The organism is Muribaculum sp. NM65_B17 (assembly GCF_004793735.1).
Classification (GTDB): Bacteria; Bacteroidota; Bacteroidia; order Bacteroidales; family Muribaculaceae; genus Muribaculum; species Muribaculum gordoncarteri.
The window spans coordinates 278,063-292,426 of the sequence record NZ_SRYY01000005.1; the positions used below are offsets into that span (position 1 = coordinate 278,063).

Consider the following 14,364-nt stretch of genomic DNA (forward strand, 5'->3'; position numbering starts at 1 on the left):
GCCGCATAAGAATCGTGGTTTTACCCGGTCATCTTATCCGGCATCATGTCATGCCCTCCGATGAGGATTACAAAACGCAGTCTTGAATCGGCACTGCAAAGTTACAATTTTTCAGCCAAATATGCAACCCTGACTGCGCTGCTGCCCGCCGTCGATAGGTATTCCGCCGATTCATTCTCTCATTACACGACTATCGCGTCCCTACCGGGTGGGGCGGCGACCCGCAAAAAAGAAGTCCTTGCAAGGGTCGCTTGCAAGGACTTGGGGTTGTTGTTAGCGGAGAGAGAGGCTCCAGAACCTACGCTTTCAGAAAATATCATAAAATTGCAAATCACTGATAATCATATATTATCTACAATGAAGAGTAAATCTAAATCTTTCTAAATGCCTTTTGCTATTTCAATTTTTGGGTGTATATTTGGGTGTAGAATTTCAAACGCACCCAATTATGAATATCAAACGTAACATCATTTTTGCATTGGAGAGCCGGAAGAAGAACGGTGTGCCAATCGTAGAGAACGTGCCTATCCGTATGCGTGTCATATACGCAAGCCAACGCATCGAGTTTACAACAGGCTACCGGATTGACGTAGCCAAATGGGATGCCGACAAACAACGGGTAAAGAACGGATGCACCAACAAGCTGAAACAAAGCGCATCCGAAATCAATGCAGACTTGCTGAAATACTATGCCGAAATGCAAAACGTATTCAAGGAGTTTGAGGTGCAGGAAACCATACCTACCACCCAGCAGCTAAAGGATGCATTCAATCTGCGGATGAAAGACAGCAGTGAAGAACAACAGGAAGAAGTACAGATTAGTTTTTGGGAAGTGTTTGATGAGTTTGTAAAAGAGTGTGGCAACCAGAATAATTGGACGACATCCACCTATGAGAAATTTGCAGCGGTAAGAAATCACCTCAAAGAATTCAAGGAAGATGTAACCTTTGAATACTTCAACGAGTTCGGGCTGAACGAGTATGTTAATTTCTTGCGTGATAAAAAGGACATGAGAAACAGCACTATTGGCAAACAGATGGGGTTTCTCAAATGGTTCCTGCGTTGGAGCTTCAAAAAAGGGCATCATCAGAACATTGCATACGACGCATTCAAGCCCAAATTGAAAACAATCCCTAAAAAGGTAATATTCCTGACATGGGATGAACTGAACAAGCTGAAAGATTATCAAATACCGCATGACAAGCAGTATTTGGAACGTGTCAGGGATGTCTTTCTGTTCTGTTGCTTCACGAGCTTACGATATTCGGATGTCCGTAACTTGAAAAGAAGTGATATTAAGCCCGACCACATTGAAGTCACCACAGTCAAGACTGCGGACAGCCTGATAATCGAACTGAACGACCACAGCAAAGCCATTCTTGAAAAATACAAGGATGTTCATTTCGAGAACCACATGGCATTGCCCGTCATCAGTAATCAGAAGATGAACGATTATCTGAAAGAACTGGGTGAACTGGCGGAAATCAACGAGCCTGTACGGGAAACCTACTACAAGGGAAATGAGCGCATAGATGAAGTCACACCCAAATACGCATTGTTAAGTACCCATGCCGGAAGAAAGACTTTCATCTGTAATGCGTTGGCACTCGGAATTCCGGCGCCGGTGGTTATGAAATGGACTGGACACAGTGATTACAAAGCCATGAAGCCCTACATTGATATAGCGGATGACATCAGAGCAAACGCCATGAACAAGTTTAATCAACTATAAAAGTATCAATTAGTTTCATAGATTACCACCATTGAAGTATATTTGTATTCTGAAAATATCATAAGATGAGCAACAACGGACATAACATAGAAAAGACGAATTTTGATGCATTTATAAATGCTGTCGGTTCGGAAATACAACAGGCGCAAGTACGGCTGATTACCGCTGCCAATGCGCAAATGTTGTTCCATTACTGGAAAATGGGCAACTATATTCTCTATCATCAGCAACTGCACGGATGGGGAAGCAAAACCATCAAACAGTTGGCAAAGGCTATCCGGCTGAATTTCCCTGAAAAGAAAGGCTATTCAGAACGCAACCTTACCTATATGTGTCAGTTTGCAAGAACATATCCATTGAGAGCATTGCAGAATTTCATTGATACGGATGCAAGACTGTCTGTTCCAAACATACAGAATGTAACAAATGAAGTATTAAAACTGAACGACAAGCAATTTGCGCAGGAACTTACTGCGCAAATACAATCCGTTGATTGTCAGTCTTTAGAATTTACGCAGGAAACTCCTGCGCAAATTCAGGACGTAGAGAAAACCGTTTCTGCCATTTACAGAATGGGAATTAGGGAGATAGAAAAAATTTTCTTGAACTCCCCTGTCGCCAGAATAAACTGGGCAAGCCAAATGGTTATACTTGATGGCTCGTTACCGTTAGGCATAGGATATTGGTACATGAAACAGTCCGTGGAAATGGGCTGGAGCAGTAATGTTCTTAAAATACAAATTGAGACCAACTTATATAGCAGACAAATCAGCAACAACAAGGTAAACAATTTCACAGCCACGCTTCCTGCACCGCAAAGCGACCTTGCCAATTACCTGTTGAAAGACCCGTACATCTTTGATTTGGCTGGAACGAAGGAAAAGGCGGACGAAAGGGACATAGAAGAACAATTGGTTAAGCACGTCACCCGTTACTTGCTGGAAATGGGCAATGGCTTTGCCTTTGTTGCCCGACAAAAACACTTTCAAATTGGTAACAGCGATTTCTATGCAGACTTGATTCTGTATTCCATCCCCCTGCACGCATACATCGTAGTGGAATTGAAAGCGACCCCATTCAAACCGGAGTATGCGGGGCAACTGAACTTCTACATCAATGTGGTGGATGACAAACTGAGGGGAGAGAATGACAACAAGACTATCGGGTTGTTGCTGTGCAAGGGGAAAGACGAAGTTGTAGCGCAATACGCATTGACAGGCTACGACCAGCCGATAGGCATCAGCGATTACCAACTGAGCAAGGCTATACCTGAAAACTTAAAATCGGCTCTGCCAAGTATAGAAGAAGTGGAGGAAGAACTGACTTCCCTTCTTGATAAAGATAAGAATCCATAAACCAAGCGTATATGGCAGGAGAAATACAGATTATGATTCCCCAATACGGCGAACTCAACCGGATATACAGCGACTTTATAGTCAGCCATACTTTCTCTTTTGACAAGCAGAAATTCATCACGGACTTCTATAAGCAATACAATGACACAAAAGCTTTTGAAGCCGCCATCCTTGAACTGGTGCTTGACAAACAGAAAGAAAAATATACTCTGATTCTCAACAGCCTGAGAACCGAGATAGAGAAAAACATACTCATTTATGAAAAACATCCATTGTTTGATGATGAGATAATTTCTCGTGTGTGCTACAACTTTGCCGACAGATATGACGCTGATATAAAGGCACAATTGGAGGTTACACAAAAATTAAGCAAGCCTTTGAATGAAGCATACAACAGGTATGATTCCATTGGCTACAGGGTACATACGGCAGCAGAAGAAAAGCAAGCCGAAAAGGAGTATGAACGCTGCAAGGCTGAATATGAGAAGGAAAAAGAAGAACTGGACAGGCTTTATGAATTGGAAAGGCAGGCAAGAAAGGAATCTCTCCAATATATTGAGAACTGTTGCGGAGATATTTATAAACTGAGTTTCCATTTTATGGAAATATTGGCAAAATATATTCCCGTAGAAAAAGACAAGCCGGATGAACCGAGCAAGCAAGAGAAACAGCAGGATGCGCCAAAGGAGCAATCCGAATATTTCGATGCAGAATTACTTTCGCTTATTCATAAAGTCTGTGTGGGGGAACAGTTTGAAGATATTGCAACGCAGGACTTCTATGCCAACATGAACCTATCCTCCTGTAAAAAGGAATTAAAAATCAAGGCACGAGAAAAAATACGGGTGTGTTACCTGATATTCCTGATGAGTGAAAGACTGCCCAAACAAGACAGGGATAAATGGAAGAATATAATCCTGAAACAGTTGGATATTGACGAGAACTACTACAAGTCAAAGTACAAGGAACCGGTGTCGGATTTTCCAAGTGACAGTAACCAGAAGTTCGCCAAAGAAATGGACGCAATATTCCGATAATCCGTGATACACCCTGATATTTTACGAAATTACCACTTTTACCACTCAAATTAATTTTTGAGTGGTATTTTTATTATCTGATATTCAGAGAAATAATAAAACATTCCATTTATACCAACCACATCCTTTCCACTCACTCCCCTATCTAATTTTGCATCGTTCGAGAACAGAGATAACAGCCAGTGCGCAGGGCTGATTGTTTAACGGCTAAATAGATTGAACGATGACAAATCTTCAAGAGTTATTATTAAAACCCGTCTGGCAGATGACAGGCGAAGAGTTCATATTCCTGAGCAAGCACGCTTCCGGTCAAACGGAAACGCAACCACGACCCGTTACGGACACAGAAAGAAAATATGTGTACGGAATACTGGGCATAGCCAAACTGTTCGGGTGCAGCCTGCCCACCGCCAACCGCATAAAGAAAAGCGGAAAGATAGACAAAGCCATTACGCAAATAGGGCGCAAGATTATCGTGGATGCGGAACTTGCCCTTGAACTGGCAGGAAAGAAAACCGGAGGACGGAAATAACGGGAGGAATGGCTATGGACTACATGAAAGAGTTTAAGGACATATCGGCAGAAGAAGCCGTAATCCTTTGGCAAGCCTCACGTTTGAGCCTGTCGAAAAGTTATGAGAAAGCACCCGAAATCCTCAAAGTGCATGGTTCTGTCATTGGGACATTGGGCAATTTCAGCGCATCCATCGGCAAAGCCAAAAGTAAAAAGACATTCAATGTTTCGGCTATTGTAGCCGCCGCATTGAAGAATGGCACAGTGTTGCGGTATGTAGCGGAACTCTCCGACGGGAAGCGGAAAGTGCTTTATGTTGATACGGAGCAAAGTCCTTATCATTGCCTGAAAGTCATGAAACGCATTTTACGGATGGCTGACTTGCCTGATGACAGGGATAATGAGAACCTTGAGTTTCTCGCCTTGAGAAAATACACACCTGAACAGCGTATCAGGATTGTCGAACAGGCTATCTATAATACGCCCGACATTGGTCTTGTAATCATAGACGGCATCCGTGACATGGTATATGACATCAACAGCCCCGGCGAATCCACACGCATCATATCCAAACTGATGCAGTGGACGGACGACAGGCAGATACATATCCATACGATACTGCACCAGAACAAAGGGGATGAGAATGCGAGAGGGCATATCGGCACGGAGTTGAACAATAAGGCGGAAACCGTATTGCTGGTGGAAAAAGACAAAAGCAACGGAGATATAAGCAATGTTTCAGCCATGCACATCCGGGCAATGGATTTCGAGCCTTTTGCCTTTCGTATCAATGACAGTGCCTTGCCTGAACTCATAGAGGGTTACAAACCCGAAGCGAAGAAACCGGGAAGACCGGAAGAGGAAAAGTTCGACCCTTACAGGCATATTACCGAGCAGCAGCACCGTATCGCATTGGAAGCCGTTTTCGGGCTGAAAGAGGAATACGGTTACAAGGAACTGGAAGATGCCTTAATCAAAAGCTATACGTCAATAGGTGTAAAGCTGAACCATCAAAAGGCGGTACCGCTCATCACCATGCTTCGCAACAAACGGATGATAGTGCAGGAGAACGGCAGAAAATACACATTCATGCCCGACTTCCACTATTAACCCGTTACCTGCACTCGCTTCACTTTATTCTGTGGGTCTATATATTAAGGATAAAGCGAAGTGATGCAAGGAATGGATAAACCGCTTCACTTTATTGCCGTACTCTATATATACGACAATTTAGTGAAGTGGTTATATAGACCGTACTTCTTAAAATGGTACGGGCGAAAAGAAAAATAAATCAATTCATTAACTACTCAAACAATTATCTTATGGATATACAGACAGCCAAGCAAATCAGGATAGCGGATTATCTGCACAGTTTGGGATATTCTCCCGTCAAACAACAGGGTATCAACCTATGGTATAAATCACCGTTAAGGGAAGAAACCGAAGCCTCGTTCAAGGTAAATACCGAGCGCAACCAATGGTATGATTTTGCACTCGGCAAAGGCGGCGGCATCATCGAACTGGCTTCACACTTATATGCTACCGACCATATACCTTATATATTAGAACGCATAGCAGAACAGACACCACATATCCGTCCTGGTTCTTTCTCTTTTGGCAAGCAGTCATCTTCCGAGCCACGTTTTCAACAACTGGAGATTGTACCGCTTTCTTCTCCTGCCCTGCTCTCCTATTTGCAGGAAAGGGGAATAAACACGGAACTGGCGAAAAGAGAATGCCGCGAAGCTCATTTCACCAACAACGGCAAACGGTATTTCGCCATTGCCTTTCCAAACATATCGGGCGGCTATGAGATTCGTAACCGTTATTTCAAGGGCTGCATCGCCCCAAAGGAAATCTCCCATATCAGACAGTCGGGGAAAGCAAGGAATACCTGTTATGTGTTCGAGGGATTTATGGACTATCTTTCATTTCTTACTTTGAGATTGGAAAATTGCCCGAAATTTCCCGAACTGGACAGACAAGATTATATGGTATTGAACTCTGTATCGAATGTGAGCAAGGCTCTCTATCCGTTGGGTAGTTACGAGCGCATACATTGTTTCTTTGACAATGACCGTGCAGGGATGGAAGCACTCCGGCAAATCCGTATGGAATACGGCAGAGACTTATACATCCGTGACGCTTCGCAGACCTACAGCGGATGCAAGGACTTGAACGAATACCTACAGAAACAGGCTGAAAGAAACAGGCAAGTCCAGTCCGTAAGAGAGACGCACACCCAGCCACCGAAAAAGAAGAACGGCTTTCGGTTATAGCCCACTATAACTACACGCTCCGCTTCCGTAGTTGTGGGCTCTCCCGAGGGGATTAGGGCTTTGCCCTAATGACCCACTCAGGGCGTTTCACCCCTGAGAACCCCGAGCAAAGAGTGACCCTCTCTTTGCAATCTCCGCTTATGGGTTACCCCTAAGAACCCCGTTACGGAAGCGGACAAAGTAATCTAATGTAAACAAAAAAAGAAGCTATGGCAACAAAATCAAGCATACACATAAAGCCTTGCAACATCGCATCGAGTGAGGCGCATAACCGAAGGACTGACGAGTATATACGAAACATCGGGGTGTCCAAAATCTATGTTGTGTCCGAACTTTCTGCCGACAACGAACAATGGATAAACCCGAACTTCGGCACTCCCGAACTGCAAACGCACTATGACAATATCAAACGGATGGTCAAGGAAAAGACCGGACGTGCCATGCAGGAAAAAGAACGGGAACGCAAAGGAAAGAATGGTAAAATAATCAAGGTGGCAGGATGTTCACCTATCCGTGAGGGAGTGTTGCTCATCAGAGCGGACACCACATTGGCAGATGTGCGTGAATTTGGCGAAGAGTGCCAAAGACGCTGGGGCATCACGCCACTCCAAATATTCCTGCATAAGGACGAAGGACATTGGCTGGGTGAAAAACCTGACGCAGAAGACAAAGAGAGTTTTCAAGTGGGTGAAAAATGGTTTAAGCCGAATTATCATGCCCATATTGTTTTTGACTGGATGAACCACGATACAGGAAAGAGCCGTAAACTCAATGACGAGGATATGGCAAAAATGCAGACTTTGGCATCAGACATTCTAATGATGGAACGTGGGCAATCAAAAAATGTTACTGGCAAAGAACATCTGGAACGCAATGACTTCATCATTGAAAAACAGAAAGCCGAACTGCAACGCATAGATGCTGCAAAGCGGCATAAAGAACAACAGGTGGAACTTGCCGAACAGGAACTCAAACAGGTAAAATCGGAGATACGCACCGACAAGCTCAAAAGCGCAGCCACCGATGCTGCCACAGCCATAGCAAGCGGTGTAGGTTCTCTTTTCGGCAGCGGAAAACTGAAAGAGCTGGAGCATAGCAATGTGGAACTGCATCAGGAGATTGCCAAACGGAACAAAAGCATTGACGATTTAAAAGTCCGTATGCAACAGATGCAGGAACAGCATGGCAAACAGATTCGTAATCTTCAAGGAGTGCATAATCAAGAGCTTGAAGCCAAAGACAAGGAAATATCACGATTGAATACCATTCTTGAAAAGGCGTTCAACTGGTTCCCTTTACTCAAAGAGATGTTGAGAATGGAAAAACTCTGCTATGCCATCGGATTTACCAAAGATATGGTAAACAGTCTTTTGACAAAAAAGGAAGCAATCAGATGCAATGGAAAAATCTATTCTGAAGAGCATAGGCGAAGATTTGAAATCAAGAATGATATTTTCAAGATTGAGAAAAGTTCGGTTGATAATAATAAACTGGTGCTTACAATAAACAGGCAACCGATAGGCGAATGGTTCAAAGAGCAATGGGAGAAACTTCGGCAAGGTTTACGGCAATCAGTAGAAGAATCAAGAAAAAGTAGAGGATTCAAGCTATAATTCCGCTCTATATAATGCAAAACATCAATAAAATAACTAATTTTGCATTCGGATAGGGGCAACTCTTTCCAAGAAATAAGAAAATAAGAAGCGTTATGCTCTCTTGTAAGTCGAGAACGTAGGAAATTCACCAGTGTACTGGGATTGCATAGTGGTTCTCACGCATACAGCATGGGCTGCTACCTCTACATCTGTACACAAGGTTTCCTACGACTTTCGACTTCGAGTGTTGCATCAGTAGTTTGTGCTTCTGCATTTATAAATCGCTCCATCGTGCTATGGAGCATTGTATTATTTTGTAGATGAAGAATATCGAAGCAGATAAAGAACTCATAGCGGCATCGGAATCAAGGATATAAAGGACTATGAAATTGAAATCAACATCGAAAATGGTATAGTAGTAAGATAAAAGTAATGGCAGAATCTTTTAAAAATATGTTTGATAAGCCATTCTTTGGAAGGTTTGTCAACGACTTGTCTCTTGTTCTCCAGAACATGAGTGTAGACAAGTTTGTAACTTTAGTTATGGATGAAGAATGGGAGAACAGAGGTTATAAGCAGCGGATTGCACACATAACTACTGTTCTGCACAAGTTTATGCCAACCGAGTATAAAGAAGCTGTTGCGAAAATCTTTAAATTATTAGACTGTGTAAAAGTTAGACTGCTCGATTTTTCAAAGATAGACGATAAAAATTTCAATTTGCTGACATTAGAATATGGGGTTATTTTGGACCATTATGTGGAGCGATATGGAATAGAGGACTATGAGACATCAGTGAAAGCCATTGAGCGAATTACGCAATTCACGACTTGCGAATTTGTGACCCATGCCTTTATTGTGAAATATCAAGATGAAATGATGAAACAGATGTTGGCTTGGTCAAAACATCCGCACTGGGGGGTAAGGAGGCTTGCATCGGAAGGGTGCAGACCTCGTCTGCCGTGGGCGATGTCATTGCCTAAATTAAAAGAAAATCCAGCTCCCATCATTCCGATTATGGAAAATCTGAAAAACGATCCATCCAGGTTTGTAAGGTTGAGTGTTGCCAATAACCTGAACGATATTTCAAAGGATAATCCACAAATCGTAATTGCTTTGGCTAAAAAATGGAAAGGGCAATCAGAGAATATTGATTGGGTTATCAAGCATGGATGCCGAACATTGCTTAAGCAGGGGAATCACGAGATATTGAACCTGTTTGGACTGAGTTTGAATGACAATATCAGCATAGGTGACTTTAAGATTCTTACAAAAAGAATAAAAATGGGTGATTCTGTTGAATTTTGTTTTAATCTAAACAATTATAATACGGAAAAACGGACAATAAGATTGGAATACGGAATCTATTATCGGAAAATGAATGGAGAGATGACGAGGAAAGTCTATAAAATCAGTGAGAAGGAATACAAAGGAAACTCCATTACGGAAGTCAATAGGAAACATTCGTTTCGCCCCATAACGACAAGAACTTTTTATCCCGGCATTCATCAGATTGCTGTTATATTCAATGGATGTGAATCGGGAAAATGTGAATTTGAACTTGTTGAATGACAGTTTTTAATAGTTGAGATTAATCCGTAAATTCCCCGTTATATCCAAGAAAAAACAAGTGGTTTGCACGTTAAAAGGGAGGTTTTCCACTTACCTTCCCATACTATCAATCTTAAAGAATACAAAAACACCCAATTTTACATTCTTGGGTGTAAAATTGGGTGTTTGCTTTGCAATTTGCTGATTTTCAGCGTTTATTGCGGAGAGAGAGGGACTAAAACCTTTGAAACGCTATGATTCCATGAAAAGCCAAAATCACGAAATTTCAGCACATTAGCCCCTATCATATCACAAAATGACATGATACAATGCCATACAATGCCATAAATACGGCAAAATATCGTGTACAAATTCGTGTACGTGGTTTTTACGTTGATATATTCGTGTACCATCATAAATTGTCAAACCGGGACATTGCCCGTTCTTTCAATTCATCGACAATTTTAACGTATGGTTTCATTGCCGAAAAATCATTGTGTCCCGTCCACTTCATTATCACCTCACTTGGGATTCCGAGCTGCAAGGCGGTAACAACAAACGTGCGCCGCCCGCAATGGGTGGTGAGCAACGCCCACTTGGGGAACACTTCTTCATGCCGGACATTCCCTTGGAAATATACAATCCTTATCGGTTCATCAATGCCGCACACTTGCCCCAAGATTTTCAAATGTGCATTCATTTTTGTATTAGCAATCACAGGCAGAGCCAAATCACCGCGCAATGTTTTGTCTTTGTATTTGTCAAGGATGGATTGTGAATGCTTGTTCAACTCAATGCGCAAGCCATCCACGGTCTTTTGTGTTACAACATCAATGAATCCATCTTTAACATCCGTTTTTCTCAATTTGGCAACATCCGAATATCGTAACCCGGTGAAGCAACAGAACAAGAAAACATCCCGGACTTGTTCAAGTGCCTTTTGTGTCGGCAAGAATTGGTAATTCTCCAGCAACTTGATTTCGGCTTGGGTCAAATAGATAATTTCCTTTGAATTGCCGTCCGTCCCTTTCAATTTTGGTTTGAATGTGTCGTGAATATCACCATCATAATATCCTTTTGATGCAGCCCAACGGAAAAACCAACGCACAAATGCAAGATGCTTGGCGATGGTGGTGTTTCGGAATCCTTGCTTGTTCAGATAGCCAAGATATGCTTGCATCTTTGATTCTGTAATTTGCGGGAAAGACAACTTGGGGTCAAAGTCTTTCAAGTGTCTTTTCAAGGCTGCAAACTTTTCGTGTGTTGCATCCGTCCATTGATTTTGCTTGCCCATCGTGTCCGTGAAGATGTCAAACACGGTAAACAGATTGTCGCCGGGATTCGGCACACTTTCATTCGTCTTTGTCTTGCGCCCGACCATATCATTGAAAAGGTCTTTGATTTCCCCAACGGTCGGAACACGCTTTTCAAGTAATTCATACCGGGCAAAGATTTCATTGATGTTGGCTTTCCATTCATCAATGGTGCGGTTGATTGCAGATGCCCCCGGTGCAGCACTCAAAGCGTGTTGTGTGGTCGTGTCCCATTGTTCAATATCAATATCAAGCCTTGTCGGGAAATCAATAGGAGTTTGACCGCGCAAAGTGACACGCATTCGGATGGATGCTTTTGTGTCCCTTGAATGCCGTTTGTGCAATATGAATTTTACGCCCCACTGAATTTTCATTGCTTTTCCGTTTTAAGAATCTTTCCCCGACCAAGCAACAACCATTCAGCCGACACACCAAAATCCGAACAGAGAGCCGCCAGCGCGTCAATATCAATCATTTTATACGTTGATTCCTCAATGGGTTTATCCAACGCATTCTTAATGCGTGAATACTTTGTGCGATTCAACTTGTGTTCTTCACAAAATCCTTTCAAGCCATTCACCTTTTCCGATGCAATAGCCAAATCCAACGCTTGAAAGAATCTGCGTTGAATTTCAAAGGCACGGGGATTTATGCTTTTCTTCATCGTAAAAGTCTTGCCTTAATTGTTGAACTTGAATTTTGTGTGCGACCTTTTATTTTCATTGTCGCAATGTAGGAATCATTCAAAACACCGAAATCAAAGGCGATGTCAAGATTCCATCCTTTCGGTTCTGTAATATGGGCAATCTTTGTTTCGGCATTATATACCCATTCCCCTTGTTTTATGATTTCCTTTTCCCCGGATTCATTTACGGTGTATTGCGTGAATATATTGGGATAGGCAAATTCATAATATGCGCAATCCCCGGTGTCTGATATATCCACAAAGTACCCATCGGAACACAAATAAGCATATTGAAACCATGTTCCGGCAATATCGGACAATACGGTTTGGGGTTCTTCATTGTCCAATGTATTATCCTTTGAACAAGAAACAGACAGGGCGCAAAGCAACGCTAATATAAGGTATCTATATACTTTCATGGCTTCATCTTTTTGTCGTATTCAACAATCATTTTATCAAATGCCGCCCTTTCAACGGTGGCAAGTTCTTCACCTTTTAATGATGCAAGTTCAAGTGCATCAAAGATGGATTCCGGCATAACCGAATAATAAGATGGGTTGCCGTAATAGTCATTCACCTTGATTTGTATTGTGTCCATATCTTTATTTTGTTAGTCGTTCAATTATCACCAATAATTTATCAATGTGTTCTTGTGCCTTGGCAAGTGATTGTTCCTTGCTTGCAAGCAAATCCAACAATCTTGCGGTGTCAGGCTTGTTGTTTACCGTCACATTGTTGCCGTTGATATTGTCGCCATTGACATTGCTTTGTTCAGCACCCCCGGCATACTGATGTTGTTTTAGCATCAAATCACGCAACATTGCGTGTTTTGCTTTCGGTATTGTTGTACCTGATTCCCAATTTTGAACGGTTCTTGGGTGTACTCCAAGCATTTCCGCAAGTTTTTCTTGCGAAACATTCAATTGCTCACGAATTTTTTTAATATCAAATTCATTCATATTCAATTAGTTATGTTATACACGCAAATTTAATACGCAAAATTGTGTGATAAAAATTTGGTTTTTCGCACAATATGCCGTATCTTTGCAAACGTAAACGAAAACAATGCAAAGGTAAAGCAAAGTTTCGTTGAAACAAATAGCAAATTTACGTCAAATTTGCGACATGACGAAAAATTGTGCCGCAATTTTACAATAATTAAAAATAAAAGAGTAATGAGCAAAGAACAATTTTCATTTTCAAAAGGGTGGTCGCAAGTTCGTAATGGCGACATACCAACGTGCCGCGAAAAGCTGATGGCGGCATTGAATGTGACAACGCGGGCGGCATTCCTTATCCGCATGAAAGGAAAGGTTGAACCAAAAGTTTCGGAAGCAAAGGCGGTGGAAGAAGTCTTTTCGGAATTTGGAATCACTGATGTTTGGGGGATTGCAGAATGATAGAAGATGCCGTAAAACTCACCAAACGCGAATCCGAAATTGCGGAATTATTCGCATGGGGCGCAACTAAAAAGGATATAGCAAACCGCCTTTATATTTCGGAAAGAACGGTTGAAAATCATGCCCGGAACATCTTTGAGAAAACAAGATGCACCAAGGTAAATGAATTGTCCGCGTGGTGGTTTTGCATGACATTTCACATATCATTTGAACTTTCACCATTCAAAAGAAAAGTGTTTGCATTGTTCCTTTTGGGTATTCTGATACCTCAAATGTGGTCAAATGACAACGTGATTATGGCACGTAATGCCCGGACAACAACGACAAGGATTTGCCGTGTACGTGGTCGCCGAAAGGCTGATGGGGATTTTTCACCATTCGTTTAACATCAAAATTTCGCAACAATGAATGAATTAAAAAATGCCTTTGTCTTGAAAGGCTTAACAATCAAACAAAAAGCCGTGGTTTGGTGGTTCTCAATATCGCTTTGCCTTTTGTGCAGTACGGAGGATGCCCCCTTGTGGTTTTTATTCTTGGAGGTGGCAAGCCTTGCATTATCCGCACATTTCTTAAAGAAAATACCAATCCCCGATTATTTCAAGGAAGATGAAGAATGATAAACATTGACCCACAAACAAGAATTATCGACCTAACGGTTGGGCAACTGATGGAATTGTTGGAAAGTGCGAAAGAAGCACCGAAACAAGCCCCCCAAGAAGTCAAGGAACATCGCAAGGTGTATGGCATTGCCGGGATTGCTCAAATTTTCAATTGTAGCATGACAACGGCAAACCGCATCAAACGAAGTGGGCGCATTGACCGGGCTATTACCCAACATGGGCGTATAATTGTGGTTGATGTTGAATTGGCTTTGGAACTATTTAATAACAAATAAATATCGCAA

At 42.1% G+C, this 14,364-nt stretch carries 17 protein-coding genes; 12 read left to right on the plus strand and 5 right to left on the minus strand.

The annotated features are described in order from the left end of the window. The first annotated feature begins 448 nt into the window (after positions 1-448). The 8 genes from E5354_RS09490 to E5354_RS09535 all read left to right on the plus strand — a co-directional run bounded on the left by E5354_RS09490 (position 449) and on the right by E5354_RS09535 (position 10,083). Positions 449-1,732, plus strand: coding sequence for a site-specific integrase (locus E5354_RS09490; protein ID WP_008664955.1), 1,284 nt, complete (start codon positions 449-451; stop codon positions 1,730-1,732). A 65-nt stretch (positions 1,733-1,797) separates the two neighbouring features. After that, positions 1,798-3,087 (plus strand): YhcG family protein, encoded by a 1,290-nt coding sequence (locus tag E5354_RS09495; RefSeq protein ID WP_008664958.1) that lies wholly within the window; start codon positions 1,798-1,800, stop codon positions 3,085-3,087. An 11-nt stretch (positions 3,088-3,098) separates the two neighbouring features. Beyond that, positions 3,099-4,124 (plus strand): hypothetical protein, encoded by a 1,026-nt coding sequence (locus tag E5354_RS09500; protein ID WP_008664959.1) that lies wholly within the window; start codon positions 3,099-3,101, stop codon positions 4,122-4,124. Positions 4,125-4,347: 223 nt separating this feature from the next. Continuing rightward, a complete protein-coding gene (locus tag E5354_RS09505; protein WP_008664960.1) occupies positions 4,348-4,656 on the plus strand; it encodes a DUF3853 family protein in 309 nt (102 codons plus the stop codon). A gap of 14 nt (positions 4,657-4,670) precedes the next feature. Further along, positions 4,671-5,747 carry an AAA family ATPase gene (locus tag E5354_RS09510; RefSeq protein WP_016269990.1) on the plus strand — a complete coding sequence of 359 codons (1,077 nt, stop codon included), beginning with the start codon at positions 4,671-4,673 and terminating at the stop codon, positions 5,745-5,747. 212 nt (positions 5,748-5,959) lie between these two features. Beyond that, complete coding sequence (locus E5354_RS09515; protein WP_135947303.1) at positions 5,960-6,916, plus strand: toprim domain-containing protein; 957 nt, start codon at positions 5,960-5,962, stop codon at positions 6,914-6,916. A 209-nt stretch (positions 6,917-7,125) separates the two neighbouring features. Beyond that, the gene (locus E5354_RS09520) at positions 7,126-8,529 is read left to right on the plus strand and encodes a mobilization protein (protein WP_135947304.1); all 1,404 of its coding nucleotides are present in this window, start codon (positions 7,126-7,128) and stop codon (positions 8,527-8,529) included. A 414-nt stretch (positions 8,530-8,943) separates the two neighbouring features. After that, entirely contained in the window at positions 8,944-10,083 is a 1,140-nt protein-coding gene (locus E5354_RS09535; protein ID WP_065538229.1) for a DNA alkylation repair protein, read from the plus strand. Positions 10,084-10,474: 391 nt separating this feature from the next. On the opposite strand, the gene E5354_RS09540 is transcribed toward E5354_RS09535, so the two are convergent. From E5354_RS09540 to E5354_RS09560, 5 genes are read right to left on the minus strand one after another with little or no spacing between them, the layout of a single operon-like run. Next, positions 10,475-11,749, minus strand: coding sequence for a phage integrase SAM-like domain-containing protein (locus E5354_RS09540; RefSeq protein WP_104404141.1), 1,275 nt, complete (start codon positions 11,747-11,749; stop codon positions 10,475-10,477). After that, complete coding sequence (locus tag E5354_RS09545; protein ID WP_104404140.1) at positions 11,746-12,039, minus strand: hypothetical protein; 294 nt, start codon at positions 12,037-12,039, stop codon at positions 11,746-11,748. Before E5354_RS09545 ends, E5354_RS09540 begins: the two co-directional genes overlap by 4 nt. Then, on the minus strand, positions 12,036-12,479 hold the full coding sequence (locus E5354_RS09550) for a hypothetical protein (protein ID WP_135947305.1): 444 nt from the start codon (positions 12,477-12,479) through the stop codon (positions 12,036-12,038). The genes E5354_RS09545 and E5354_RS09550 overlap by 4 nt, the downstream gene beginning before the upstream one ends. Next, a complete protein-coding gene (locus tag E5354_RS09555) occupies positions 12,476-12,658 on the minus strand; it encodes a hypothetical protein (protein ID WP_104405366.1) in 183 nt (60 codons plus the stop codon). Before E5354_RS09555 ends, E5354_RS09550 begins: the two co-directional genes overlap by 4 nt. 4 nt (positions 12,659-12,662) lie before the next feature. Next, positions 12,663-13,019 carry a helix-turn-helix domain-containing protein gene (locus tag E5354_RS09560; RefSeq protein WP_135947306.1) on the minus strand — a complete coding sequence of 119 codons (357 nt, stop codon included), beginning with the start codon at positions 13,017-13,019 and terminating at the stop codon, positions 12,663-12,665. A 216-nt stretch (positions 13,020-13,235) separates the two neighbouring features. On the opposite strand from E5354_RS09560, the gene E5354_RS09565 reads away from it, so the two are divergent. From E5354_RS09565 to E5354_RS09580, 4 genes are read left to right on the plus strand one after another with little or no spacing between them, the layout of a single operon-like run. After that, entirely contained in the window at positions 13,236-13,460 is a 225-nt protein-coding gene (locus E5354_RS09565) for a hypothetical protein (RefSeq protein WP_133159580.1), read from the plus strand. Then, positions 13,457-13,846, plus strand: coding sequence for a response regulator transcription factor (locus E5354_RS09570; protein ID WP_104405369.1), 390 nt, complete (start codon positions 13,457-13,459; stop codon positions 13,844-13,846). Before E5354_RS09565 ends, E5354_RS09570 begins: the two co-directional genes overlap by 4 nt. 18 nt (positions 13,847-13,864) lie before the next feature. Beyond that, a complete protein-coding gene (locus E5354_RS09575; protein ID WP_104405370.1) occupies positions 13,865-14,077 on the plus strand; it encodes a hypothetical protein in 213 nt (70 codons plus the stop codon). A gap of 50 nt (positions 14,078-14,127) precedes the next feature. Beyond that, entirely contained in the window at positions 14,128-14,355 is a 228-nt protein-coding gene (locus tag E5354_RS09580; RefSeq protein WP_168353875.1) for a DUF3853 family protein, read from the plus strand. Positions 14,356-14,364: the final 9 nt, after the last annotated feature.

Coding starts and splice junctions, on each gene's coding strand:
- E5354_RS09490 (WP_008664955.1), top strand. CDS start 449: ATGAATATCAAACGTAACATCATTTTTGCATTGGAGAGCCGGAAGAAG.
- E5354_RS09495 (WP_008664958.1), top strand. CDS start 1,798: ATGAGCAACAACGGACATAACATAGAAAAGACGAATTTTGATGCATTT.
- E5354_RS09500 (WP_008664959.1), top strand. CDS start 3,099: ATGGCAGGAGAAATACAGATTATGATTCCCCAATACGGCGAACTCAAC.
- E5354_RS09505 (WP_008664960.1), top strand. CDS start 4,348: ATGACAAATCTTCAAGAGTTATTATTAAAACCCGTCTGGCAGATGACA.
- E5354_RS09510 (WP_016269990.1), top strand. CDS start 4,671: ATGGACTACATGAAAGAGTTTAAGGACATATCGGCAGAAGAAGCCGTA.
- E5354_RS09515 (WP_135947303.1), top strand. CDS start 5,960: ATGGATATACAGACAGCCAAGCAAATCAGGATAGCGGATTATCTGCAC.
- E5354_RS09520 (WP_135947304.1), top strand. CDS start 7,126: ATGGCAACAAAATCAAGCATACACATAAAGCCTTGCAACATCGCATCG.
- E5354_RS09535 (WP_065538229.1), top strand. CDS start 8,944: ATGGCAGAATCTTTTAAAAATATGTTTGATAAGCCATTCTTTGGAAGG.
- E5354_RS09540 (WP_104404141.1), bottom strand. CDS start 11,749: ATGAAAATTCAGTGGGGCGTAAAATTCATATTGCACAAACGGCATTCA.
- E5354_RS09545 (WP_104404140.1), bottom strand. CDS start 12,039: ATGAAGAAAAGCATAAATCCCCGTGCCTTTGAAATTCAACGCAGATTC.
- E5354_RS09550 (WP_135947305.1), bottom strand. CDS start 12,479: ATGAAAGTATATAGATACCTTATATTAGCGTTGCTTTGCGCCCTGTCT.
- E5354_RS09555 (WP_104405366.1), bottom strand. CDS start 12,658: ATGGACACAATACAAATCAAGGTGAATGACTATTACGGCAACCCATCT.
- E5354_RS09560 (WP_135947306.1), bottom strand. CDS start 13,019: ATGAATGAATTTGATATTAAAAAAATTCGTGAGCAATTGAATGTTTCG.
- E5354_RS09565 (WP_133159580.1), top strand. CDS start 13,236: ATGAGCAAAGAACAATTTTCATTTTCAAAAGGGTGGTCGCAAGTTCGT.
- E5354_RS09570 (WP_104405369.1), top strand. CDS start 13,457: ATGATAGAAGATGCCGTAAAACTCACCAAACGCGAATCCGAAATTGCG.
- E5354_RS09575 (WP_104405370.1), top strand. CDS start 13,865: ATGAATGAATTAAAAAATGCCTTTGTCTTGAAAGGCTTAACAATCAAA.
- E5354_RS09580 (WP_168353875.1), top strand. CDS start 14,128: ATGGAATTGTTGGAAAGTGCGAAAGAAGCACCGAAACAAGCCCCCCAA.